This is a genomic window from Micromonospora sp. NPDC049049 (assembly GCF_040649115.1).
GTDB lineage: Bacteria > Actinomycetota > Actinomycetes > Mycobacteriales > Micromonosporaceae > Micromonospora.
In genome coordinates, this window is record NZ_JBEZEX010000007.1 from 211,690 (window position 1) to 233,915 (window position 22,226).

Annotated in this window: 23 protein-coding genes; 14 read left to right on the plus strand and 9 right to left on the minus strand. The window is 72.6% G+C overall.

What is annotated here, in order from left to right; genetic code table 11:
- Nucleotides 1-54: 54 nt before the first annotated feature.
- From AB0B68_RS10685 to AB0B68_RS10695, 3 genes are read left to right on the plus strand one after another with little or no spacing between them, the layout of a single operon-like run.
- Complete coding sequence (locus tag AB0B68_RS10685) at nucleotides 55-804, plus strand: ABC transporter ATP-binding protein (protein WP_357259263.1); 750 nt, start codon at nucleotides 55-57, stop codon at nucleotides 802-804.
- A complete protein-coding gene (locus AB0B68_RS10690; RefSeq protein WP_357259266.1) occupies nucleotides 798-3,227 on the plus strand; it encodes an ABC transporter permease in 2,430 nt (809 codons plus the stop codon). Before AB0B68_RS10685 ends, AB0B68_RS10690 begins: the two co-directional genes overlap by 7 nt.
- A gap of 43 nt (nucleotides 3,228-3,270) precedes the next feature.
- Nucleotides 3,271-4,305, plus strand: a complete 1,035-nt coding sequence (locus AB0B68_RS10695) for a hypothetical protein (RefSeq protein WP_357259269.1) — start codon at nucleotides 3,271-3,273, stop codon at nucleotides 4,303-4,305.
- Nucleotide 4,306: 1 nt separating this feature from the next.
- Here AB0B68_RS10695 and AB0B68_RS10700 read toward each other — a convergent pair whose 3' ends face one another.
- The 4 genes from AB0B68_RS10700 to AB0B68_RS10715 are packed head-to-tail and all read right to left on the minus strand — an operon-like array spanning nucleotide 4,307 to nucleotide 7,342.
- Nucleotides 4,307-4,870, minus strand: a complete 564-nt coding sequence (locus AB0B68_RS10700) for a heme-binding protein (RefSeq protein ID WP_357194910.1) — start codon at nucleotides 4,868-4,870, stop codon at nucleotides 4,307-4,309.
- Between the two features lie 32 nt (nucleotides 4,871-4,902).
- The gene (locus AB0B68_RS10705; RefSeq protein WP_357194907.1) at nucleotides 4,903-5,652 is read right to left on the minus strand and encodes a hypothetical protein; all 750 of its coding nucleotides are present in this window, start codon (nucleotides 5,650-5,652) and stop codon (nucleotides 4,903-4,905) included.
- 2 nt (nucleotides 5,653-5,654) lie between these two features.
- The gene (locus AB0B68_RS10710) at nucleotides 5,655-6,449 is read right to left on the minus strand and encodes an ABC transporter permease (RefSeq protein WP_357259272.1); all 795 of its coding nucleotides are present in this window, start codon (nucleotides 6,447-6,449) and stop codon (nucleotides 5,655-5,657) included.
- Nucleotides 6,446-7,342, minus strand: a complete 897-nt coding sequence (locus AB0B68_RS10715) for an ATP-binding cassette domain-containing protein (protein WP_357194902.1) — start codon at nucleotides 7,340-7,342, stop codon at nucleotides 6,446-6,448. Before AB0B68_RS10715 ends, AB0B68_RS10710 begins: the two co-directional genes overlap by 4 nt.
- 132 nt (nucleotides 7,343-7,474) lie before the next feature.
- Here AB0B68_RS10715 and AB0B68_RS10720 point away from each other — a divergent pair, with 132 nt between their 5' ends.
- From AB0B68_RS10720 to AB0B68_RS10730, 3 genes are all read left to right on the plus strand, one after another.
- A complete protein-coding gene (locus tag AB0B68_RS10720) occupies nucleotides 7,475-8,728 on the plus strand; it encodes a histidine kinase (RefSeq protein ID WP_357194898.1) in 1,254 nt (417 codons plus the stop codon).
- Nucleotides 8,707-9,447, plus strand: coding sequence for a response regulator transcription factor (locus AB0B68_RS10725; RefSeq protein ID WP_357259305.1), 741 nt, complete (start codon nucleotides 8,707-8,709; stop codon nucleotides 9,445-9,447). Before AB0B68_RS10720 ends, AB0B68_RS10725 begins: the two co-directional genes overlap by 22 nt.
- Before the next feature lie 201 nt (nucleotides 9,448-9,648).
- On the plus strand, nucleotides 9,649-10,002 hold the full coding sequence (locus AB0B68_RS10730; protein WP_357194895.1) for a hypothetical protein: 354 nt from the start codon (nucleotides 9,649-9,651) through the stop codon (nucleotides 10,000-10,002).
- Between the two features lie 104 nt (nucleotides 10,003-10,106).
- On the opposite strand, the gene AB0B68_RS10735 is transcribed toward AB0B68_RS10730, so the two are convergent.
- Nucleotides 10,107-10,886, minus strand: coding sequence for a D-Ala-D-Ala carboxypeptidase family metallohydrolase (locus tag AB0B68_RS10735; RefSeq protein WP_357194892.1), 780 nt, complete (start codon nucleotides 10,884-10,886; stop codon nucleotides 10,107-10,109).
- A gap of 304 nt (nucleotides 10,887-11,190) precedes the next feature.
- Between AB0B68_RS10735 and AB0B68_RS10740 the strand changes: the two genes are divergently transcribed.
- The 3 genes from AB0B68_RS10740 to AB0B68_RS10750 all read left to right on the plus strand — a co-directional run bounded on the left by AB0B68_RS10740 (nucleotide 11,191) and on the right by AB0B68_RS10750 (nucleotide 13,476).
- A complete protein-coding gene (locus AB0B68_RS10740) occupies nucleotides 11,191-11,829 on the plus strand; it encodes a hypothetical protein (RefSeq protein ID WP_357194889.1) in 639 nt (212 codons plus the stop codon).
- A 42-nt stretch (nucleotides 11,830-11,871) separates the two neighbouring features.
- Nucleotides 11,872-12,336, plus strand: a complete 465-nt coding sequence (locus AB0B68_RS10745; protein WP_357194886.1) for a PPOX class F420-dependent oxidoreductase — start codon at nucleotides 11,872-11,874, stop codon at nucleotides 12,334-12,336.
- A gap of 81 nt (nucleotides 12,337-12,417) precedes the next feature.
- Nucleotides 12,418-13,476 (plus strand): hypothetical protein, encoded by a 1,059-nt coding sequence (locus tag AB0B68_RS10750; protein WP_357259277.1) that lies wholly within the window; start codon nucleotides 12,418-12,420, stop codon nucleotides 13,474-13,476.
- 47 nt (nucleotides 13,477-13,523) lie between these two features.
- Here the strand turns inward: AB0B68_RS10750 and AB0B68_RS10755 are convergent, their stop codons facing one another.
- Nucleotides 13,524-14,756: a serine hydrolase domain-containing protein gene (locus AB0B68_RS10755; RefSeq protein WP_357194881.1), complete on the minus strand. Its 1,233-nt coding sequence runs from the start codon at nucleotides 14,754-14,756 to the stop codon at nucleotides 13,524-13,526.
- Between the two features lie 97 nt (nucleotides 14,757-14,853).
- Here AB0B68_RS10755 and AB0B68_RS10760 point away from each other — a divergent pair, with 97 nt between their 5' ends.
- The 3 genes from AB0B68_RS10760 to AB0B68_RS10770 all read left to right on the plus strand — a co-directional run bounded on the left by AB0B68_RS10760 (nucleotide 14,854) and on the right by AB0B68_RS10770 (nucleotide 17,028).
- On the plus strand, nucleotides 14,854-15,447 hold the full coding sequence (locus AB0B68_RS10760) for a pentapeptide repeat-containing protein (RefSeq protein WP_357194879.1): 594 nt from the start codon (nucleotides 14,854-14,856) through the stop codon (nucleotides 15,445-15,447).
- 103 nt (nucleotides 15,448-15,550) lie between these two features.
- Nucleotides 15,551-16,579, plus strand: coding sequence for a hypothetical protein (locus AB0B68_RS10765; protein ID WP_357259281.1), 1,029 nt, complete (start codon nucleotides 15,551-15,553; stop codon nucleotides 16,577-16,579).
- Nucleotides 16,580-16,698: 119 nt separating this feature from the next.
- Nucleotides 16,699-17,028 (plus strand): hypothetical protein, encoded by a 330-nt coding sequence (locus AB0B68_RS10770; RefSeq protein ID WP_357259284.1) that lies wholly within the window; start codon nucleotides 16,699-16,701, stop codon nucleotides 17,026-17,028.
- A gap of 45 nt (nucleotides 17,029-17,073) precedes the next feature.
- Here AB0B68_RS10770 and dacB read toward each other — a convergent pair whose 3' ends face one another.
- A complete protein-coding gene (gene dacB, locus AB0B68_RS10775; RefSeq protein WP_357259287.1) occupies nucleotides 17,074-18,657 on the minus strand; it encodes a D-alanyl-D-alanine carboxypeptidase/D-alanyl-D-alanine-endopeptidase in 1,584 nt (527 codons plus the stop codon).
- A 66-nt stretch (nucleotides 18,658-18,723) separates the two neighbouring features.
- A complete protein-coding gene (locus tag AB0B68_RS10780) occupies nucleotides 18,724-19,440 on the minus strand; it encodes an aquaporin (protein WP_357227241.1) in 717 nt (238 codons plus the stop codon).
- A 49-nt stretch (nucleotides 19,441-19,489) separates the two neighbouring features.
- On the opposite strand from AB0B68_RS10780, the gene AB0B68_RS10785 reads away from it, so the two are divergent.
- Nucleotides 19,490-20,623: an NAD(P)-binding domain-containing protein gene (locus AB0B68_RS10785; RefSeq protein WP_357259291.1), complete on the plus strand. Its 1,134-nt coding sequence runs from the start codon at nucleotides 19,490-19,492 to the stop codon at nucleotides 20,621-20,623.
- Nucleotides 20,624-20,812: 189 nt separating this feature from the next.
- A complete protein-coding gene (locus AB0B68_RS10790; RefSeq protein ID WP_091393621.1) occupies nucleotides 20,813-21,094 on the plus strand; it encodes an adhesin in 282 nt (93 codons plus the stop codon).
- Between the two features lie 8 nt (nucleotides 21,095-21,102).
- Here the strand turns inward: AB0B68_RS10790 and AB0B68_RS10795 are convergent, their stop codons facing one another.
- Nucleotides 21,103-22,173, minus strand: a complete 1,071-nt coding sequence (locus AB0B68_RS10795) for a hypothetical protein (protein WP_357259295.1) — start codon at nucleotides 22,171-22,173, stop codon at nucleotides 21,103-21,105.
- Between the last annotated feature and the right edge of the window lie 53 nt (nucleotides 22,174-22,226).

Here is a 22,226-nt window from a genome sequence, read left to right on the forward strand (position 1 = left end):
GTGCCCGCTCCGGCACGACGCGCCGTACCCCCCGCGTTCGGGACCGTAACGGTCATGACCACAGACACGGTGACAGTGACGGGGCTGCGAGCGGTGTACGGCACCGGCACCCGGCGGGTTACGGCGCTCGACGGCGTGTCCACGCGCTTCGCGAGCGGCACGTTCACGGCGGTGATGGGGCCCTCCGGCTCGGGAAAGTCGACACTGCTGCACTGCGCGGCGGGGCTGGACCGCCCGACCGAGGGAACCGTCACGATCGACGGCACCCGCCTCGACAACCTCAGTGAGGACGCGCTGACCCGGCTGCGGCGCGACCGGATCGGCTTCGTCTTCCAGGCGTTCAATTTGGTGTCCACGCTGACCGCCGCGCAGAACGTCGAGTTGCCGTCGCGCCTGGCCCGCCGTCGCCCGCCGGCCGGGGACGTGGTCGCCGCCCTCGACGCCGTCGGTCTCGCCGACCGGGCCGGGCACCGGCCGAGTGAGTTGTCCGGCGGGGAACAGCAGCGCGTCGCCGTGGCCCGAGCGTTGATCACCCGCCCGGCGGTGGTCTTCGCCGACGAGCCGACCGGGGCGTTGGACAGCGCGTCCTCCCGGCAGGTGCTCCGGCTGCTGCGGGCACTCGTCGACGACCACGGGCAGACCGTCGTGATGGTGACCCACGATCCCGCCGCCGCCGCGTACGCCGATCGGGTCCTCCTGCTGGCCGACGGCCGCGTCGTCGACGAGCTGACCGGCGGGTTCACCGCCGCCGCCGTCGCCGCCCGGATCGCCCAGCGGGAAGCCGTCGCGGAGTCGTCGTGCTGAGTGTCCGGCGGTCGACCAGCGCCTTCGTGGCCGTGGCCATCGGGGTCACGCTTGTCGCGGCGGCCACCCTGCTGCTCGCCTCCGGCCGCCCGCAGGTGCCGGACCGGCTGGCGCGGGCGGCGGTCGTGGTGCAGAGCCCCGAGGCGGGCGCGTCCGCTGAGGAGTTCGTGCCGACCCGGCCCTGGTCGGCCAGCGCGGCGGCGGAGTTGGTCGGCAGACTGGCCGGTCTGCCGGACGTGGTGACGGCGGTGCCGGACCGCACCTTCTACGCCCAGCCGCTCGTCGACGGCCGGCCTTCGGCCGCCGACACCCGGCGCGAGGACGCCTACCAGGGGCACGGCTGGTCCAGCGCCCAACTGGGTGGGCTGCGCCTCACGGCTGGCGAGCCACCCCGCCGGCCCGGCGAGGTGGTCGTCGACAGCGCGCTCGGACTGCGCGCCGGCGCACCGGTCACACTGCTGACCGCGGCGGGCCCGGAGTCGTACACCGTCACCGGTCTGGTCGACGGACCCGGGGTCCACGTCGCGGACGAGGTCGCCGCCGCGCTCGCGCCCGGCGTGCGGGCCATCGGGCTGGTGCTCGCCCCGGACGCCGACCCCGAGCGGATCGCCACGGCGGCTCGCGGAGTCGTCGGCGGCGACGGACTGGTGTTCACCGGTGCCGCCCGTGGTGCGCTGGAGCCGCGCGGCGACGCCCGTACCCGGTGGATCGGCATGCAGGTGCTCGCCGCCACGGCGGCGCTCGCCGGCTTCGTCACGGTGTTCGTGGTCGCCTCCACCTTCGCGTTCACCATCGCGCAGCGCCGCCGTGAGCTGGGTCTGCTGCGCGCCGTCGGTGCCACCGGCGGCCAGGTCCGCCGGATGGTGTACGCCGAGGCGCTCGCCATCGGCGTCTCGGCGGGGTTCGTCGGCCTGCTGGTGGGCGCGGCGCTCGCCCCGTTGCTGGGTCGGCTGCTGGTCGACGTCGGCTTCGAACCGTCGACCTTCCGGGTCCGCTACGAACTCTGGCCGATCGCGGTCTCGCTCGCGGCCGGGCCGGTGATCGCGGTGCTGGCCGTCTGGTCGGCGTCCCGCCGGGCGGCGCGGGTCCGCCCGTTGGAGGCGTTACGCGAGGCTGCTGTGGAACAGCGACCGGTAGGGCGGGTGCGCGCCGCCACCGGGGTGCTGCTCCTCGCGGCGGGGGCCGCGCTCAGCCTCGGCACGGCGACCGCCGACGAGGCTCGGGTGGGGGCGCAGTACGCGCTCTACGCGGTGATGGCGTTGGTGGCCGGCACCACGGTGCTCGCCCCGGTGGTGGTCGGGCCGCTGGTGCGCCTGCTGCGTTCTCCGGTGCGTCGGCCCGGTGGCGCGATCGGGATGCTGGTCCGGGGCGGGGCATTGACCGCGACCCGGCGGACCGCCGCCATCGCCGCGCCGGTGCTGCTCACTGTCGCGTTCGCGGTGCTGGTGTCCGGGATGGTGCGCACCAGCACCGCCGCGTACGCCGCGGGTCGGGCGGATAACGTGAACGCCGGCTGGATCGTCGTGCCGGACCGCGCACCCGGCCTGTCCGACCGGGCCGTCGCCGCGACCGGTGGCACCGCGCTCCTGCCGACCACCGTCTACCGCACCGACCCCGGAACGTCGCCACCGGACCGGCCGATGACCGCGCTCGGCGTGGACCCGGAGGGCTTCGCCGCCGCGAACCGGGTGCTCACCGTCGTCGCCGGTTCGCTGAACGACCTGAGGGGCGACGACACGGTGGTGGTCACCGCCTCGGCGAACCGCCTGCCGTCGGAGCCGTACCCGGTGGTCTTCGCCGACGGGACGACGGTGCCGTTGCGCGTCGTCGCCGTGGTCGACGACACCTCGATCCCCGGCGACCTGCTGGTGCCCCGGGCCGTGGTGCGGGCGCACGACCCGTCGGCGCTGACGTCCACCGTGTACGTCCGGGACCGCATCGATCCACCGGTCGGCGCGCGGATCCTCGACGTGCCGGGCTGGGCGGCCGAGGCGGACGCCGCCGAGGACCGCCTCGTCTGGCTCTTCACACTGCTGCTGATCGGGGTGTCCGCCGGCTACGGGGCCGTCGCGGTGGCCAACACGCTTCTGCTGGCCGCCGCCGGCCGCGCCGCGGACCTGCGGCTGATCCGGATGGCCGGGGCGACCCGACGGCAGGTCATCTGGCTGGTCACGGCGGAGTCCGCGCTGGTGGTCCTGATCGGCGCGCTGCTGGGTGGGGCTGTCGCGTTCGTCGGTCTGCTCAGCATCAGCGCCGGCCTCGCCGAGCAGGTCGGTGCCCCCGTCGACCTGGTGATGCCATGGTCGGTGATCGCCGGGGTGGTGGGGCTGTGCCTGCTGCTCGCGGTGCTGTCCAGTGTGTTGCCGACGTGGCGGCTGCTGCGCCACCGTCCCGCCCGGTCACCGGTGGGCCTCGTCGGATGACAGCGCCCCCCCGCGCGGACGATGGGCCAGCTACCGTCCATGGATGCGATTCGCGCGCCCGGTCGGGCTGATCCTCTCCGCCGCCGCCGTCGCGCTCTGGGCGTACGGCATGACCACGTGGCAGCCGCTGACCGAGCCGCTCGGCCCGTGGTCGGAGCACCTGCCGGGCAACAACGCCTACTGGGCGCGCGACCTGCGGTTCATGGCGATCATGGCGGTGCCGCTCGGGTTGGTGCTGGCCGGGCGGGGGCAGATGCGGTGGAGCGGCCCGGCTGTGGTGCTGGGCGGCTGCTGGATCGCGGCCGACGTGGCTGTCGACCGGGCCGACCTGATCGGCGTCGGCGCGACGGTGCGCCTCGCCGTCGCCGGCTACGCCGTGCTCGGCGTGGTCGCGGCGCTGCTGCTGTGGTGGGAGCGTGCCGTGCCGCCAATGGGGGAGCCCGATACGGAGTCGGCACGGGAGCGCGGCGCGACTCCGGCCACCAACCGGCGGGTGTTGACCGGCGCCGCCTGTGTGGCCGGGGTCCTGACGCTGGTGGCGGCCGGAATGGAGTCACCGACCGACCGGGAGCCGGAACTGCACCAGGGTGCGCTGGCCACGGCGGCGCTGCTGGTGGCCCTGGCTGTCGGTGCCGCGTTGGCGGCGGCTCCGGCGCGGACCCGGGTTCGCGTCGGGCTGGCGGCCGGCCTCACAGTGGTGGCAGTGCTCGGCGTCGGGTGGGTCCGTGCCACAGCGCCCGGCACACGCCTCCTGCCGGAGGCCGCTCTCGGGGCGGTGCTGCTCACCGGAGTCACACTCCTGGCCTGGGACTGGCCGGGCGGGCGGCCGATCTGGCGGCACCACGCCCTGGCCGCGCTCATCGCGCTCGTGGGTCCGGTGGTGTTCCTGGTGGCCACGGCCATCTCCATGATGATCCTGATGCCGATCGGCGCGGCGTTCACCGCGCTGGCCGGCAACAGCCCGATCAACTCCGCCGACTCCGATCTACTGGTCTCCCTGGTCGGGCTGCTCGCCGGGTTGGGAATGGCAGTGCTGCTGGCGCGGCCGAGCGTCGAGGACCGTCGGCAGCTCCGCTAGCTCACTCGACGACCGGCAGCACCACCTCGTTGCGGCGCAGGAACCACGGCTTCCACGGCGGATCGAAGCGCGCGTACCGGATGGCACCTGTCGGTTGCAGCCCGGCCGCGGTCACCGACCGGCCGAGCATGGTGGCCCGCTCGCTGAACGCCTGCTCCGTCCACCGCCCGGAGAACCGCATCGCCGCCGCCAGCCGCGCCGGGATCTCGCGGATCCGCACCCGGGCGTCCACCGGCTCGGGCACTGTGGCGGCGGTGAAGCTGGCCGGCATGACGAACTGGATCAGGTACGCGCCCGGCCACTCACCCTCGATCTGCACCACTGGCACGGTCATGGCGATCTTCTCCGAGCCGCTGGCCGCCGCGATCGGCGGCGCGGCGGAGCCGATCGGGTGCCGGGCCCGATTGGCGCCACCGATGTACGCGGCCAGCGGCCGGAACGCCTCGATCGGCGCCCGGGTGAACGACGCCTGGATCTGCATCTCGGCCACCAGGTGGGCGGGGTACCGACGCAGCTCGAAGCCGGGGTGTCGGGACACCACCCGGTACGGCTGCTGTTCGGTCATCGCGCGGCTCCCAGGGTCTGCTGGGACAGACGCTACCGCCCGTCCGGCTCCCGCTCGGCCGAAGTCGGCCGCTCCGGCCCGGCGGGGAGTGCCCTGGTGGTCAACCGCCAGTACTGCCGCTTGTCCTCGTCGCGCAGCACCACCCCGATCTGCCCCAGCTCGCGGCGCAACTCCCGGGCGTCGTCGCGGCGGTCCCGCTCGATGGCCCGTTCCCGGGCACGCAGCAGCGCGTCCGCGCCGGCCGGCAACCCGGGCAGGTCCAGAACCCACAGCCGGTACGCCGACCGGTGCGGGTCGTCGTCCGCCCAACCCCAGCCGTGCTCCCGGAACGCCGCCGCCAGTTGGGCCGCCGGCAGGTCCGTCGACTCCCGGACCAGTTCCGCGCCGTCGGCGTCCAGCAGCACCAGGTGCTTGTCGGCGAGGAAGACCACCCGGGTGTCGACCCGGGCGATGGTCCGGTTCTCATCCGAGCGGCGCAGCTGGACCTGCGCCCCGTCGACGGTGACGATCAACCGTTCGGCGGTGCCGATCCCGGCGATGACCAGGCCAGCCAGGACGCCAACCCCGATGGTGCCGGCGGTGGCCTGCGGCTCGGGCAGCCGGTCCAACCACTCGATGAGGTCGCTGAACGGCACCCAGGGCAGCCGGGCGAGCCAGCCCGTCGCCGCCGCGAGGAGCCACCCGGCGCCCGCGCCGAGCAGCGGAAAGCCACCCCACAGGACCGCCAGCTCCACCGGGCCGCCGCTGACCACGGTGCGTGGTCGGTAGCCGGCCATGTCCATGGTCAGGACACCTCGCGGCGGAGCGTCCGGAACAGCCCGGCGGCCAGCGGCAGGACCAGCCAGACCAGCAGGGACACCCCCAACCGCGCCCACTGCTCACCGGTGACGGTGCTGGTGAACAGGGGTTCCATCGTCTGGTTGGGGTCAAGCCAGCCGGCCGGCCCGCGCAGCGGCCGGACCACCTCGCTGAGCACCGTCCAGAGGGTCGGCAGCAGCAGGTAGCCGACGATGGCCAGCGGCGGGTTGAGCAGGAGCAGACCGAAGGCGGCACCCATCAGCGCGCCGGCGACCTGGGCGATCGCCGTGTTCAGGATCAGCGGTGCGGTGGCATCCCAGGTGCCCGCGCCGCCCGTCGCGGACGCCACGAGCGTCCCGGCGGCGGCGACGGCCAGGGTGACCAGCAACGAGGCGAGCGCGGCCAGCACCACGGCGATCAGCTTCGCCGTCACCACCCGTTCCCGCCGGGGCACCAGCGCGTACGTCGTGAGAGCGGTGCGCTGGGACCACTCACTGGTGATCGACAAGATGCCCAGCACCGGCAGGAGCACGTTGACCGGCAACAGCGACGGAGCGTAGAAGGTGAAGAAGGTCAGCTCGTCATCCGCGCCGTAGATCAGCAGGAGGGTGACGACCGCGACGACGATCAGACCGATGGTGATCAGCAGCCAGCGGCCGGCCCGGGTGTCGACGAGCTTGCGCACCTCCACGGCGCTGAGACGGAGCAACGACGGGCGGCGTACCGGAGAGTGGTGCCGTGGCGCGACGGCGCCGGCGGCGGGCTCGGTGGTGGTGGTCATCGAACGGCCTCCTTGGTCGATTCGCCGGCGGTCAGGGTGAGGAAGAGCTGTTCCAGGCCGCCGCCGCTGGCGGGTCGCAGCTCGGCCAGCGCGACGCCGGCATCGGCCGCCGCCTGGCCGACCGCCTCGGCGTCGGCCTGCACGAGCAGGCCCTCCGAGCTGTCGGCGGCGCTCAGGTTGGCCACCTCCAGCGCCCGACGCAGCGCCGCGTCGTCGCGGGCGCGAACCACAGTGCCGCCCCCGGCCAGCAGCTCGTTCTTGTCGCCCTGGGCCACGATCCGGCCGCCCCCGATCACCACCAGCCGGTCCGCGACCGCCTCCACCTCGCGCAGCAGGTGGGAGGAGAGCAGCACGGTGCCGCCCCGGTCGGCGAAGTCACGCAGCAGGCCGCGCATCCAGAAGATCCCCTCCGGGTCCAGGCCGTTGGCCGGCTCGTCGAGGATCAGCACCCGGGGGTCACCGAGCAGCGCGTGCGCCAGGCCCAGGCGCTGGCGCATGCCCAACGAGTACGCCCGGACCCGACGCTTCGCGGCCACCGCGTTCAACCCGACCAGGTCGAGCTTCGCGGCGACCTCGCGCCGGTCCAGACCCATGGTGTACGCGGACAGCGTCAACGCCTCGCGGCCGGTCCGCCCGGCGTGCTGGGCGGAGGCGTCCAGCAGCACCCCGACCTCGCGCCCCGGGTTGGGCAGCTCCCGGTAGGGGCGCCCGGAGACGGTGGCGCGGCCGGCGGTCGGCGCGGTGAGCCCGCAGATCATGCGCATGGTGGTCGACTTGCCGGCGCCGTTGGGGCCGAGGAAGCCGGTGACGGTGCCCGGCTCGCAGTGGAACGAGACGTCGTCCACGGCCGGGTGCGGCCCGTACCGCTTGGTGAGGTTCTCTACGGTGATCATGCGGTTGAGCCTGCCCGCGCCGCCCGGCCATCCGCTGCGGCCACCGGTCGGTGCCGTCTCGACCTTGGTCGATCATCGGATCTCGACTTTGGTAGCTGGTCGTGTCGCCCGTCGGCTGCCTAGCATGGGCGCGTGACCAGCATCGCCGTTCCGGAGCACCCATGGCTGCTGCCAGGGGAGCTGGTGGTGCCGGCCGAGCGTGTCCGGGAGCGGCCGCGCCGCACCACGCGTGACTGGGTGGTGGATGGTCTGGCGTTCCTGCTCGGGCTGCTGTGGGTGCTGTTCGTCACCTTCGACGCCCTGTCGCCCAACCCGGAGGCGGCGATCGCGCTGCCGCACGACTGGATGGTCGGCGTCGACACGGTGCTCGGGCTGGTCTGCTGCGGGCTGCTCTGGGTGCGTCGACGGTGGCCGCTCGGGCTGGCCCTGGCCACCCTGCCGCTGAACCTGTTCTCGATGGCCGCCGCCATCCCGCTGTTGATCATCTACTTCACAGTGGTGGTGCATCGCCGGACCGCCGTCGCGGTCGCGGTCACCGGTGCCGGGCTCCTCACCAACCTGGTCTTCAGTTGGACCCGTCCAGATCCGGTGATGCCGTACTGGGCCACTGTGACCTGGGGGGTGGTGATCACCTTCGCGGTGCTGGCCTGGGGGATGTTCGTGCGGGCCCGCCGACAGTTGATCGTGTCGTTGCGCGAGCGCGCCGAGCGGGCCGAGGCGGAGCAGCAACTGCGGATCGCCCAGGCCCGCCACCTCGAACGCACCCGGATCGCCCGGGAGATGCACGACGTGCTGGCCCACCGGATCTCGCTGCTCAGCCTGCACGCGGGTGCTCTGGAGTTCCGCCCGGACGCGCCGGCCGAGGAGGTGGCCCGGGCCGCCGGGGTGATCCGGGGCAGCGCGCACGCGGCCCTTCAGGACCTGCGGGAGGTGATCGGGGTGCTGCGCGCCGAGGACGACGGTGCCGGCGACGCCCCCGAGCCGCCGCAGCCCACCCTCGCCGACCTGCCGGCGCTGATCGCCGAGTCGCGGTCGGCCGGGGTGCGGGTCAACGTCAGCGACAGCGTCGCCAGCCCGGGGGAGGTGCCGGCGGCGCTGGGTCGGGCCGCGTACCGGATCGTGCAGGAGGGGCTGACCAACGCCCGCAAGCACGCGGCCGGCGCGGCCGTCACCGTCGATGTGGCCGGCGGGCCAGGCACCGGACTGACAGTGGCTATCGGCAACCGCTGGCCGGTCGGCGTGCCGGCCGGCGGCACGCTGCCGGGTGCCGGCACGGGCCTGGTCGGCATCAGTGAACGGGTCACCCTGGCCGGTGGGCGGCTCGCCTACGGTCGGGACGACAGCGGTGACTTCCGGCTGGCCGCCTGGCTGCCGTGGCCGGCGTGACCAGCCCCGCCGGACCGCCGGACGCGACCGGGCCGGCCGGAGCGGCCGGGCCGCCGGTACGCGTGCTGATCGTGGACGACGACGCGTTGGTCCGGGCCGGGCTCTCGATGATCCTCGGCGGTCTGCCGGACCTGGCCGTGGTCGGCGAGGCGGCCGACGGTGGCGAGGTGCCGGCGGCCGTCGCCGCGTACGCCCCGGACGTGGTGCTGATGGACATCCGGATGCCGCGGGTCGACGGGCTGACCGCCACCGAGGCGCTGCGTGCCCAACCGCACCCGCCGGAGGTGCTGGTGCTGACCACCTTCGACGCCGACGAACAGGTCCTGCGGGCGCTCCGCGCCGGGGCGGCCGGTTTCCTGCTCAAGGACACCCCGCCGGCGGAGATCGTGCGCGCCGTACGCCGGGTCGCGGCGGGCGAGGCGACGCTCTCGCCGACGGTGACCCGGACGTTGATCGCCCACGTGACCGCCGCCGCCCCCGGCCCGGTCGGCCCGGATCCGCGCCGGGAACGGGCGCTGCGGCTCCTCGCCGGGCTCAGCGAGCGGGAGCGGCAGGTGGCGGTCGCGCTCGGGCGGGGTCACACCAACGCGGAGATCGCGGGGGAGTTGTTCATGAGCGTGGCGACGGTGAAGGCCTACGTGTCCCGACTGCTGACCCGGTTGGAGCTGAACAACCGGGTCCAGGTGGCCCTGCTCGTGCACGACGCCGGCCTCGTCTGACGGCCGGTCGCGCCGGCCTGTCGGCGGACGATCTGCTTACCGCGTACCGGAATTGAACTTTCGTCCGGTGTCCGCCGTACCCATGGCCGAGGATGTCGGTGCGGTAGGTCCGCCGTACCGCTGCCGAACTGCGGGAGGCCTGCCGTGCGAGTTGGTGAGCAGTCGACGGATCCCATCGATCAGGTACTGGGTGAGGTGCCAATGCCGGCACCACTGACCCCGGAGGATGTCCGGCTCGCGGTCCGGGCGGTGGTAGTGCACACCGCCGAGGAGTGGCCCACCGGGCCGCTGTGCCGCAACGACGGCGCTTCCTACCCGTGCCGACTGCACCGCTGGGGGCGTCGGGTGTTGGAGGCACACGGGCTCAACGAGCGGCAGATCGAAGCGTTGATCCGGCATGGCAATCCGTTCGTGCACGTGCCGTTTCCGTTCACGGCGACCGGGCCGTCGCGGCAACAGGCCGCGCGGGCCGTCCCCCAGGGGGTACGGCCCACCGCTACCGGCCGGCCGGTGACTCCCCCCGTCACCGCGCCGCGCTGGCCCCGGGCGAGCTGAGCGCGCTGTCCCCCTCCGCCCACACGACCCGGGGCGACACGACGTCGGCCCGGCGCGGAGATTCCCCCCTCCGCGTCGGACCGACGTCGCTCTGAGCGGTCGACTCAGTTGCCGACCCCGCAGTCCGGGGCGGACCAACTCGTCGTGTTCGAGCTGTCGTCGCTGTTGTTCTCCCGGCGTGAGTCGACGTGCACGTGGTCGTCGTGGTCGGGGTAGCCCGGCCCGTAGATCCCACTGAAGCCGTTGTTGCGGGCGCCGCGGGCGACCTGGCACAGCGAGGACGTCCGTGAGGTCACGTCGGCCGCGTTGCCGTACAGGTGTTGGCTGTCGGACGCGCCGCCGACCTGGTTGTTGCAGGCGCGACTGCGGTATCCGCTCGACACGTAGAGCGGCTTGTCGCCGAGGCTCTTGCGCAGCGCCTCCAGCTTCCACATGGTGCGCAGCGCGTTCTGCTTGGTCTGGTTCGCCGACAGCGGGCCGCCGCTCCACCCGCTTTCGCCGCACCCGTTGTCCAACTCGCCGTAGGTGAAGTGCGCGGGCGTGCAGTCGTTGTCCTGGAGTTGGTAGAGCTTGGCGAAGGTCTGTGGGCCGGCGATGCCGTCGGCGCGCAGCCCGTACGCCTGCTGGAACCGCTTGACCGCGGCGGCGGTCTTCGGCCCGTAGCGGCCATCGTTCTCCACGATGTCCCGGTAGCCGGCCCACCCGGCGACCCGGATCTGCAACTGGCGGACGTCATCGCCGGACCGCCCCTGGCTCAGGGTGCGGTTCCAGGTGTAACAGCCGTCCGCGTGCGCCGCCGGTGCGGCGACCACCGTGGCGATTACGGCCCCTGGCAGTGCCAGGGCGAATGCGACGGCGACCCGCTTCAAGGTGTTTACGCGCACAGAAGTCCTCCCGATAGGAGAGCGAATGGGGTGGCTCCAGGACATCGACCGAGAAGTCCCGTGATTTCCACCCTCGCACTGATCAGTGCCGTTGGAGGTGGTTAACGAGAATCGTGCTCACAATCCGCTGTGGCTGGGTATTGGCTGGGAATTCGGCTGATTTGCGAAACAGCCATTTCCGGCCGATCACCCCTCCTGCGGCCAAGCGCACCGAACGTCGCAATCTGCCACACGCAGGGTGATGTTCCCGGGGTGATCGGGGCCGGTAACGTCAGCCCCGGGTGGCGGACTGGCGGAGGTGCACGTGGCACGCGGTGGCGTCTTCTGTGTCGAGGGTCAGTGGCACCGTGACCTCAACGAGCGGGGCTCGGTGCTGCCCACGCTCGAGCTGCTGGAGCGGCTGGGCAAGATCCGGTTCATCCACAAGGACGCGGCCACCCGCGACGAGCTGTTCTACTTCCTGGACCGTTGGCTGCTCAAGCAGTACGCCGACCACCGGGTCGGCTTCTTCGCCATGCACGGCGAGCCGAGCCGGCTCTGCCTCACCGACTGGCAGTCGGTGGAGCTGAACGAGGTGGCCGAGCTGATGGCCGGCCGCGCGGAGGGGCGGCGACTCTATTTCGGCAGCTGCTCGGTGCTGCGCGCCTCGGACGCGGTGCTGCGCGAGTTCCTGGAGGTCACCGGAGCCGCCCTCATCTGCGGTTTCACCCGGGAAGTCGACTGGGTCGAATCGGCGGCCTTCGAAACCGTGCTCCTCGACGTGCTCGCCAACGGCCAGCGCCACAATGCCGCCGAGCTGCGGATGGGCTCCGCCCACTGGGCGCCGCTCGCGTCGTACCTCGGCTTTCGGGTGATCTACGCCAACGGTCGGGCCTGGCGTCCGTCCGGCCGTCCCCGGGTGCCCACCCAGGAGGCGCGCCGCGCCGCGGCCCGACCCCGCTGACCCGCCGCCGCCGCTGCGCCCGCACCCTGGTAGGAACGGGGGATGGCACGCAGCATCGCAAGGAACACCCGGGTCGACCGGGACGGCCTGCTCGACTTCCTCCGGCCGCGACACCGCGTCGTGCTGATGACCACCCGGGCGGACGGGCGACCGCAGTCCTCCCCGGTCTCCGCCGGGGTCGACGGGCAGGGGCGACTGGTCGTCTCCACCTACCCCGAGCGGGCCAAGGTGAGCAACCTCCGCCGCGACCCCCGGGTCTCGGCCTGCGTGCTCAGTGACGACTGGAACGGCCCCTGGGTGCAGATCGACGGCACCGCCGAGGTGCTCGACCTGCCCGAGGCGCTGGAGCCGCTCGTCGAGTACTTCCGCAGCATCTCCGGTGAGCACCCGGACTGGGACGACTACCGGGCGGCGATGGTGCGTCAGGGCAAGTCGCTGATCCGGATCACCATCGACGCCTGGGGCCCGATCGCCACCGGTGGCTTCCCGGCCCGTCTCGCCGACTGACCCCTCGTTCGGTGGATCCACCGGCTGGTGCGCATCGACTACGGTGAGCCAAGCAAGATCCACTGACCCGAACGGGGACCCATGAACAATCCTTCCGTCCCTCGCCGGCTGCTCGCCTGGGCGGTGCCGGCCACCCTCGCGTTCGCCGTCGTCGCGCCGGCCCTGCCGGCTCAGGCCGCCCCGGCCAACACCCCGACCCCGGCCGTCGCCGGCCCGGTCGACAAGGACCTCAACGGCGACGGCGTACCCGACCTGGTGACCGTCGGCGGCACCACGACGGGCCTCGCCTCCGGCGTCTGGGCGGCGCGGGGTCGGGTCGACGCGACCACCGGCGTCGGCACCGGCCGCGTGAAGGTCCCGGCCGTGAACATCGGCGTCCACGGCAACGGGGTCTCCGGCAACGAGATCCCGGCCGCGGACTTCGACGGCGCCCAGGTGATCACCGGACGCTTCTTCGGCACCGCGAACCAGGACTTCCTGGCCTACTACCCGGGTGGCGTCAACGCCGGAGGCGGCAGCTTCATCGCGGGCGTCGGCGACGGCACGATGGTGAACCCGTACCGCGGCAGCGGACAGGTCACTCTCATCCGCGATTACCTCCTCGACGAGTACGGCAACTCTCCGATCCAGCTCGTCAACGGGTTCACGGCGGACGGCGTCGACACCGGCATCCCGGACCTGCTGGGCATCGTCGGCGACGCGAGCAACGGTTACCGCCTGGCCTACTACCCAAACGTCTGGGCACCCAGCCTCTACCTTCCGCTGCCGCAGGGCAACGCCACTCCGACCGGCGGCAGCGACTGGCAGAACTGGACCCTGGCCAGCACCGAGCTGGCCTCGGGGGCGGCGTTGGTGCTGCGTAACGCCACCACCGGTGACCTCTACCTCTGGCAGGGCGTCACCATGACCGACAACGGCGACGGGACCGGCGCGCTCGCCTACACGCAGTACCGGCTCGCCTCCGGGTGGAACACGGGCGTCGCGATCAGCAGCCTCACCGCCGCCGACCTGAACGCCGACGGCGTGGCGGACCTGTGGGCGGTGTTCCCGGACGGCAGCGTGCGGGCGTACCTGATCTCGAACCTCTCGGCCGGGAAGCCGGCGAAGATCCGGGCGATCCAGGCGCAGCAGCTCCGCTGATCTGAGGTGTGGGGTCCGTCAGCCGCAGGCGACGGACCCCACTCCGGTCAGTCGACAAGGGCGGCGTAGACGAGCTGGCGCAGCTGGGAGCGGAGCGGGTAGGTGCTCGACGGCATCAGCTGCGTGAACAGCAGCGCGGTGATCTCCTCGGCCGGGTCGACCCAGAACGCGGTGCTGGCCACCCCACCCCAGTAGTACTCGCCGACGCTGCTGGGCACCCGGCTGGGGACCGGGTCGTCGACCACCGCGAAGCCGAGACCGAAGCCGATCCCGTCCAGTGTGGTCTCCGCGAAGCCGCCGGTGGACAGGGTGCCCAGGTCCTGACCGCCGGGCAGGTGGTTGCGGGTCATGAACCGCACAGTGCGCGGCCCGAGCAGCCGGACGCCGTCAAGCTCTCCGCCGCGCAGCAGCAGCTGCGTGAACCGGTGGTAGTCGGCGGCGCTGGAGATCAGGCCGCCACCGCCGGAGAGCAGCGCCGGCTTGCTGAACGCGAGCGACCCCAGGCTGTCGTAGCGGACGGCCCGACCGCTGCGCGGTTCCGGTACGTAGAGCGCGGCCAGCCGGTCGGCCTCGTCGCCCTCCACCCACCAGCGGGTGTCGGTCATGCCCAGTGGGCCGAAGATCCGGTCGGCGAAGAACGCGTCGAGGCTCTGCCCGGAGATCACCTCGACGAGTCGGCCGAGCACGTCGGTGGCGACGGAGTAGCCCCACGCCGAGCCGGGCTGGAACAGCAGCGGCAGTTCGCCGAAGGCCGCGCAGGCCCCGGCCAGGTCGACGTCCGCGGGCGGGTACAGGTCGTAGCCGGCGGCCCGGTAGAGCCCGTCGACCACCGAGGTCTGCATGAAGCCGTACGTCAGGCCGGCCGTGTGGGTGAGCAGGTGCCAGACCCGGATCGGCTCGACCGCCGGCACCGTGAACGGCTTGAGCGCCGACCCCTTGGAGTAGACCCGCAGGTCGGCGAACTCGGGGAGCCAGCGGCTGATCTCGTCGGTCAGCTCGAACCGGCCCTCCTCCCACAGCATCATCGCCGCGACCGAGGTGACCGGCTTGGTCATCGAGTAGATCCGCCACAGCGTGTCGGCCTCGACCGGTGCGCCCGACTCGCGGTCGCGCAGCCCGTACGTCGAGGAGTGCGCCACCTCGCCGCGCCGGGTGACCACCACCTGCCAGCCGGCCAGCCGGCCGTCGTCGACGTACCGGCCGAAGTGCTCGTCGATCCGCGCCAGCCGCGTCCTGTCGAAACCGATCTGATCCGGGTCCTTGCTCCGAGCCACACTCACGCCGCCGAACCTACTCGCCGGTACACCGGTGCGGGAAGGGGGCCGGCACCGGCCCCGCCGGCGGTCGGCTGTCGGCAGCGCCCACTAGCCTGGCCAGATGCCGGAGTTGACCGAGGACGTGACGTTCCGCAACGAGGACTGGTACGGCGAGGAGCTGGCCGACCGGCACTTCGTGGGTTGCGAGTTCTTCGGGGTGGACCTGACCGAGGCGGTGAGCAGGGGTGCTGTCTTCACCGGGTGCACGTTCGGCAACGTGGCGTTCAACGCCTCCCGACATGTCGACTCCGCCTTCACCCGTTGCGTGTTTCGGCGGTGCAATTTCTTCGAGGCCGAGTTCACAGGCTGCAAGCTGGTCGGCAGCACCTTCAGCGAGTGCGATCTGCGTCCCTTGACGGTGGACGGCGGTGACTGGTCCTTCGTCGCGTTGCCCGGCGCCGACCTGCGTGGCGTCCGGCTGACCGGGGTGCGCATGCGCGAGGTGGACCTCACCAGGGCCAACCTCACCGGTGCTACGGTCACCGGTGTCGATCTTTCCGGGGCGCAGCTGACCAACGTCCGGCTCGGTGGCGCCGACCTGCGGGGCAGCGATCTCACCGCGCTGGACCCGACGGTCGTCGAACGGGCCGGTGCCGTGATCGACGTCGAGCAGGCAGTGGTCGTCGCGCAACTGCTCGGCTTCCGGATCGGCTGACCCGGAAAGGGCTTCTGGTCTGCCCAGGTGTCCGTCCGGGGCGGCCGGGTTGTCCGGCAGCGTCCCATTGTGGGCTGGACACGTCCGGCAGTCCGGATCTAGCGTGTCGTCCACGCCCCGGGTAAACGTGAAACTGCCCACAGTGGTGGTGTGGTCCTCGGCGGTCCAAAACGGCCGGGCGGCGGAGTTGGAGGGGTCGGTGGCGGACGAAGACCGCACGCGGGCTGGTTCGAGGGCTGGCGACACGCCGTCGAAGCACCGTCCGCGTGCCATTACCGCCGGGAAGACCCGCAGTGTGTTGCGCCGCGCCCGACAGCGGCGGCGCTGGGCGGTGGAGGGAGCGGCCGTACTCGTCTGCCTGGTGGTGTTGATCTCGTATCTCGCCACCCGGTCCGGTCCGGCGCCGGACGACGACCAGGCGGGTCCGGGCGGCGTTTCCGCCCGTTCCACTGGTTACCCGGCCGCCGAGGGGCGCACCGGCGAGGCGGGGCCGGCGACGCCGGGCCTGCGTCCGCGCCAGCGCCCACCCTCGCCGGACCCGACGCCGTCGGCCAGCGCGCCCACCCCGCCACCGCCGAAGCCCGGTTCGCCGGCACTGACGGTGAGCCGGGGCGAGATGCCCGCCATCGTCGACCTCACCGCCGTGGGCGCCCGGGACTGGGTGCATTGGGGGGAGCGCGGCGGCAGGTCGACGAACCGCAAGCGTTCCGGATCCGGCGAGATCATCGACGGGGGTGGCCCGGGCCGGCGGGTCGGTTGGGACGGCAACCAGGAGTACGTGCGCTGGGCCGACGGCACGCCGGAGCGGTCGACGGACGGCAGCTCCAACGGCGTCTACGCCTGCGGTGCCGGGAACGGGTTCAGCCTCGCCGTCGCCGGCAGTGGTGAGCCGCGCACGGTCCAGCTCTACGGTGGCACCTGGATGGCTCGTGGGCGACTGGAAGCGCGGCTGTCCACCGGCGGGCCCGCCAGCATCGCCCGACTGGAAGACCCGTACACCAGTCAGAGCGCCCAGTTCACGATCCGCTTCACTCTGCCGAAGGGTGCCCGGCTGCTGTTGAACTGGACCGTCGAGAAGGTCTTCACGCAGCACTGCGGCAACGTCGGCCTCCAGGCCGTGACGGTGCGTTGACTGACTGACTGACTGATCGCTGTGCGATCGGCCAGCGGGACAGTTTGTCCGTCGCGGACTGTCGAACGCGTCGTAACTTTCTGCTGTCCCCATCCGACCTTCCAGTGTGGAGGCAGCCGATGAGCAGCAGCACCGCCCACCGCGTCCGTCGTGCCGCTTCGTCCGGCACCGGTGAAGCGTCCGGGGAGGTTCTTCGCGACATCCCCCTGCCGCCGTACGTGACGGGCGAGGACACCCAGTTCGCCGTACGGGCGGTGGTGGTGCACGCCCCCCGACGGTGGTCCGGGGGCGTGGTCTGCCGTAACGACGCCAGCCCGCACCCGTGCCGCCTGCACCGCTGGGGCACCCGGGTGCTGGCGCTGCGCGGGCTGCGGGCCGCCGAGATCGCCGCGCTCATCGAACGCGGTGACCCGACGGCGGTGGTCCCCCCACCGGACCGTTCGGCCTGAGCGCTCGCCGGGCCGGGAGGCGCGTCCGCGCCTCCCGGCCATCGGTCAGCAGGTGATCGGTTTGACCCAGGAACACTCGACGCCCTCCGGGGTACGCGGCGTCTCCGGCACCGCCGGCGGGGCCACCCGTGCCGCCGACGCACCACCCTCGCGGAAGCCGGCAAGCGCCACGGCGACCTGGTCCTCAAGCGACTTCACCGACGCCGTCAGGTAGTTGTTGAGCAGGATGGAGAACGCCAGCAGTCGCCCATCGGCGCTGGTCACGTAGCCGGAGAGCCCGGAGACACCGGTCAGGCTGCCGGTCTTGGCGTGCACGTTGCCCGCGGCCGGCGTGCCGGCCATCCGGCTGCGCAGGGTGCCGCCGACGAACCGCTCCGGCTGACCGGCGATGGGCAGCGCCGCGTACCAGGTCGCGAACCACGGTTCGGCGCGGACGGCGCTCAGCAGGTCGACGAACTCGGCCGCCGGGATCAGGTTGCGCCGCGACAGTCCCGAGCCGTCACGCTGGCGCAGTCTTCCGGTGTCCATTCCGGTGTCGGCGACGTACTCGCTGATCGCGGTGAGACCGGCCGTCCAGGTGCCGGATCCGGAGAGCACCCGACCGATCTCCTTGGTCAACACCTCGGCGTGCCCGTTGTTGGACAGCTTCAGGAATGGCGTCATCAGCTCGCCCAGGCTCATCGAGTCGTGGCGTGCCACCGGGTGGGCCGCCTCGGGGGTGGGCTGGCCGAGCACGGTCCGGCCGAGCACCCGGACGCCGTGTCGGTGCAGCGCCGACCGGAACACGTCGGCGGCGTAGCCGGTGGGTTCCCAGACGGTGACCCAGTCGCTGGCGGGGTCGTCGCCGACGGCGATCTGACCGGTCACCACCACGGTGTTGCCGCCGTGCTCGCGCTCGATCGAGATCGAGGTCTCGCCGTCGCTGACCGTCTGGGCGCGGTTGTCGACAGTGACGTACCCGGTTGCGGGGGTGGTGGTGACCACAGGCGGGGCGCCCGCCCGGTCGGCTGGTGCGGCGTGCACGATCACGGTGCCCGCGTCGTAGTCGGTGTCCGGGGCGACGGTGAGCGCGGAGACCTGCGCGGCGTAGTAGTAGGGCTCGTCGTCCCAGGTCCAGTCGGGGCCGAGTCGGGTGTTGTCGTAGCGGGTGTCGTCGGCGACCAGGTTTCCGGTGACCACCCGCACGCCGTCGGCGGCGACCCGCGCGGCGAGCGCGTCGTAGTCGGCGGCGAGCATTGTCGGGTCGCCTCCACCGCGCAGGTAGAGGTTGCCGGAGAGCAGGCCCGCACGGCGCTTGCCGCCAGCGAGTACGTCGGTGCCGAAGCGGTGCCCCAGGCCGAGCAGCTCAAGGGCCGCGGTCGAGGTCAGCAGCTTGGTGTTGGACGCCGGGACCAGCCGGCGGTCGGCGTTGCGGTCGTAGAGCGTCTGGCCCGTGCTGGTGTCGACGACGACCACCGACGCCTGCGCGCCGGCCAGCCGGGTGTCGGCGAGGATCGTGTCGATGGTGTCGTGCAGGCGGGTCGTCGCGGGGGTGGGCGATTCGGCTGTGGCACCGGGCGCGGCGGCAGTGGCCGCGGTGGCGACCAGCGCGAGCAGCGCGAGGGCCCGGGGAAAGTGACGACGATGCATCCGCTGATGCTGTCACGGAGATATTCGCCAGAAAAGGCCCTCAGGCGAAAGTTATTGCCGTCCAGGTCATTTCGGCCTGCCGACCGTCTTCTCGTGGCCACCCCAGTAGTGCCGCTGCGCGCCCATGACCAGTGGTGCGACGAGCGCGGCGAGCGCCCCACCGAGCAGCGGGAAGACGATGAACACCCAGAGCTGCCGCAGCGCCACGCCGCCCTCGAAGACCGCCGGGCCGAACGCGCGGGCCGGGTTGACCGCCGCTCCGGTCAGCGTCACGCCCACCAGTTGGGTAACGGCCAGGGCCAGGCCGATGGCCAGCCCGGCGGTGCCCGGATTCTCACTCCGACTGGTCACCACCAGCACGACCAGCACGAAGAGGAAGGTCAGCACGACCTCCAGCACGGCTGCCCCGCCCCGGTTGATGTGCGCGCCGTAACCGTTGGTGCCCAGGGCCCCGGTCTGGTCCGCGACGTCACCCCACCGGGTGAGCGCCCAGAGCACGAAGGCCGCGACTGTCGCGCCGACGAACTGCGCGATCCAGTACGCCACCGCCCCGAGTACCGAGATCTTGCCGGAGAGCAGCACACCGAGCGTCACCGCTGGGTTGACGTGACTGCCGGAGAGGGGGCCGATCGTGTAGACGAGGGCCACCATCACGAACCCGAAGGCCAGCGCCACCACCACCACGCCGCCCTGGACCCGCGCGGCGACCGCGCTGCCCACTCCGAAGAACACCAGCAGAAGCGTGCCGAGGAATTCGGCCGCGTACCGACGGAAGTCACTCATTCACTCAGCGTAAGTGCAGCTCAGGTGCCCGAAGCCGGAATGGCGGTCTGTGACCGGCGCGACGGTCGAGGACGGGCACAGCGGTGACGTCCCGCGCGTTGTAGCCCACGTGGACACCCACTCCGTGGACGTCGTGGTGATCGGCGCCGGGCAGGCCGGCCTGAGCGCCGGCTACCACCTGCACCGCACCGGCTTCGCGCCCGGCAGCGGCTTCGTCATCCTCGACGCCGACAACGGGCCCGGCGGTGCCTGGCAGCACCGCTGGCCGACGCTGGTCTTCGACCGCGTGCACGGCTTCCATGACCTCCCCGGGCTGCCGCTTCCACCCACCGAGCCTCGGCGCCCGGCTTCCGAGCAGGTCAGCGCCTACTTCGCCGCGTACGAGAGGGCCTTCGACCTGCCGGTGCGACGGCCGGTGCGGGTCCGGGGGGTGCACTCCCTCCCGGACGGACGACTGGACGTGCGCACCGATCAGGGCACCTGGACCGCCCGGGCCCTGATCAACGCCACCGGCACCTGGACACGACCGTTCTGGCCGCACTACCCGGGCCGGTCGACGTTCCGGGGACGCCAGTTGCACACCGCCGACTACCGGGGGCCCGCCGAGTTCACGGGCCTGCGCGTGGTGGTGGTCGGCGGCGGCACCTCGGCCGTACAGCTGCTCGGCGAGGTCTCCACGGTCGCGGCGGCCACCACCTGGGTGACCCGCCGGCCGCCGACGTTCAACGACGAGGAGTTCGGCCCGGAACTGGGTCGCGCCGCGGTGGCTCGGGTGGACCGGGTGGTCCGCTCCGGTCGGCCACCGGGAAGTGTGGTGGGCGTGACCGGGCTTCCGGTCACCCCGGAGGTACGCCGACTGCGCGAGCGCGGCGTCCTCGACCGGCTACCCATGTTCGACCGGATCACGCCCGACGGGGTGGCCTGGACGGACGGGCGGTTCGTGCCGGCGGACGTGATCCTCTGGTGCACCGGCTTCCGGGCTGCCATCGACCATCTCGCCCCGCTGGGGCTGCGCGCGCCGGGCGGCGGTATCACCATGGACGGCACCCGGGTGGTCGCCGACGCTCGGGTTCACCTGGTCGGGTACGGCCCCTCGGCCAGCACGATCGGGGCCAACCGGGCCGGCCGCGCGGCGGTCAACGAGATTCGCGCCTGGCTGGCGCCGGCCGCCGCTCTCCACTGACCTGGCTCTATTTGACGGATGGTCGGCCAGCGGGCACGGTGGGAGTGACGGGGCCGTCAGCTGCCCCGATTCGATGCGACGGCGATGACCGTTCGCCCCTCTGCCTCCCACGTGTGCTCGTACGCGGACCGACTGTCCGGTCCGCGCGGTATCCGACCGCGAGCCGACAATTCACGAGGAGTTCCGTCAATGCTCACCATGACCGACAACGCCGTGCTCGTCATCCGTGACCTCGCCAACCAACAGGACGTCGCCCAGGACGGTGGTGTGCGTATCGCCGCCGACACCGAGGCGGGCTCGCTCACCGTCGAGCTGGTGCCCGAACCGGTACAGGGCGATCGGGTGGTCGACAACCAGGGCGCCCGGATCTTCCTGGACGAGGACGCCGCCGAGCTGCTCGGGGACGCGTCGGTGGACGCGACGGTCGACGACGAGGGCATCATCCAGTTCGGCTTCACCGAGAAGCAGTAGACCCGGCCTCAGCGCAGCGATCGTCCCCGCTGCGGTGGCGGCCCCTGCCCGGGGTGCCACCGCGGCGCCCCGTCGCCGGCCGGATGCGACAGCGTGGCGAGCACGTGGGCCAGGTGGTGCGAGGTGCTCCACGCCGCCCAGTTGGCGGTCGAGCCGGCCCCGGCGCCCCGGCGGGCCCGGCGCAGCAGCTCATGGTCGCCCCAGGAGAAGGCCGCACCGGTGGTCGGCCAGTGCGGTGCCGACACCAGCGTGCGACACAGGTCGGCGAACCGGTCGTCGCCCCGGCCGCCGCGTCGCGCCCAGCGGTAGACCCACCAGCTGCCGTCGTCGGTGTAGCGCACGGTCGGCAACCGGTCGCCAGTGTCATCCGCGCCCGGCCCGGCCGGGTGGACGCCGTAGTCGCCGTAGTCGACCCCGGTGTCGGCCAGCCGCCGCCACAGTCGCCAGTCCCAACGGTCCAGTTGGACAGGCTCGTCGGTGGGCAGACGGGACAGCGTCGGAGGCATACCGCCCGCCGCCACCGTCACCGACCGCCAGGCGTGTCGGCGTGCCCAGTCCAGCAGGTGGCGTACCCGGGGCTCGGCGGTCCGTACATCCGCCGGACAGCAGACGTCCCCCGCGTCCACCAGCAGGTCGCACTCCTCCGGGGCGAGGCCGGTGAAGCGCCAGATCCGTTCCACCGCCGTGGTGCTCGCGTCCGGCCCGGCCCGGTCCCGACCGGCCCGTAGCCGGATGAGCGCGCGCCGGCCGTACGCCCGCGCCGCCGCGCCGTGCGCGACCAGCCGGTGGTCGTTCTCGGAGAGCCCGATCACCGGCACCACCGGTACGCCCCAACGGGTCAGCTCCGCCTCGGGGATGTCGGGTAGTGCGCTGACGTCGACGGCGGGCAGCAGCCCGGACGGCATCCGGCGAATGGCGTCCATCGTGGACGGACCGATCGCGCCGATCTCCAGGATCGGGGCGACCAGTGCGGCGTACGCGGGATCGAGGTGGCTCAGGGCCTCAAGCTCGCCCCGTCGGTTGGCGAGGATGGGGCGGTAGACCGGTGTCGTCGCCCGGCCCCCGTGGGCGGGCACCATACTTCAATCTAGCCAGGCATACGGACATGCCCCAGGAATGTAAGCCGGAATTC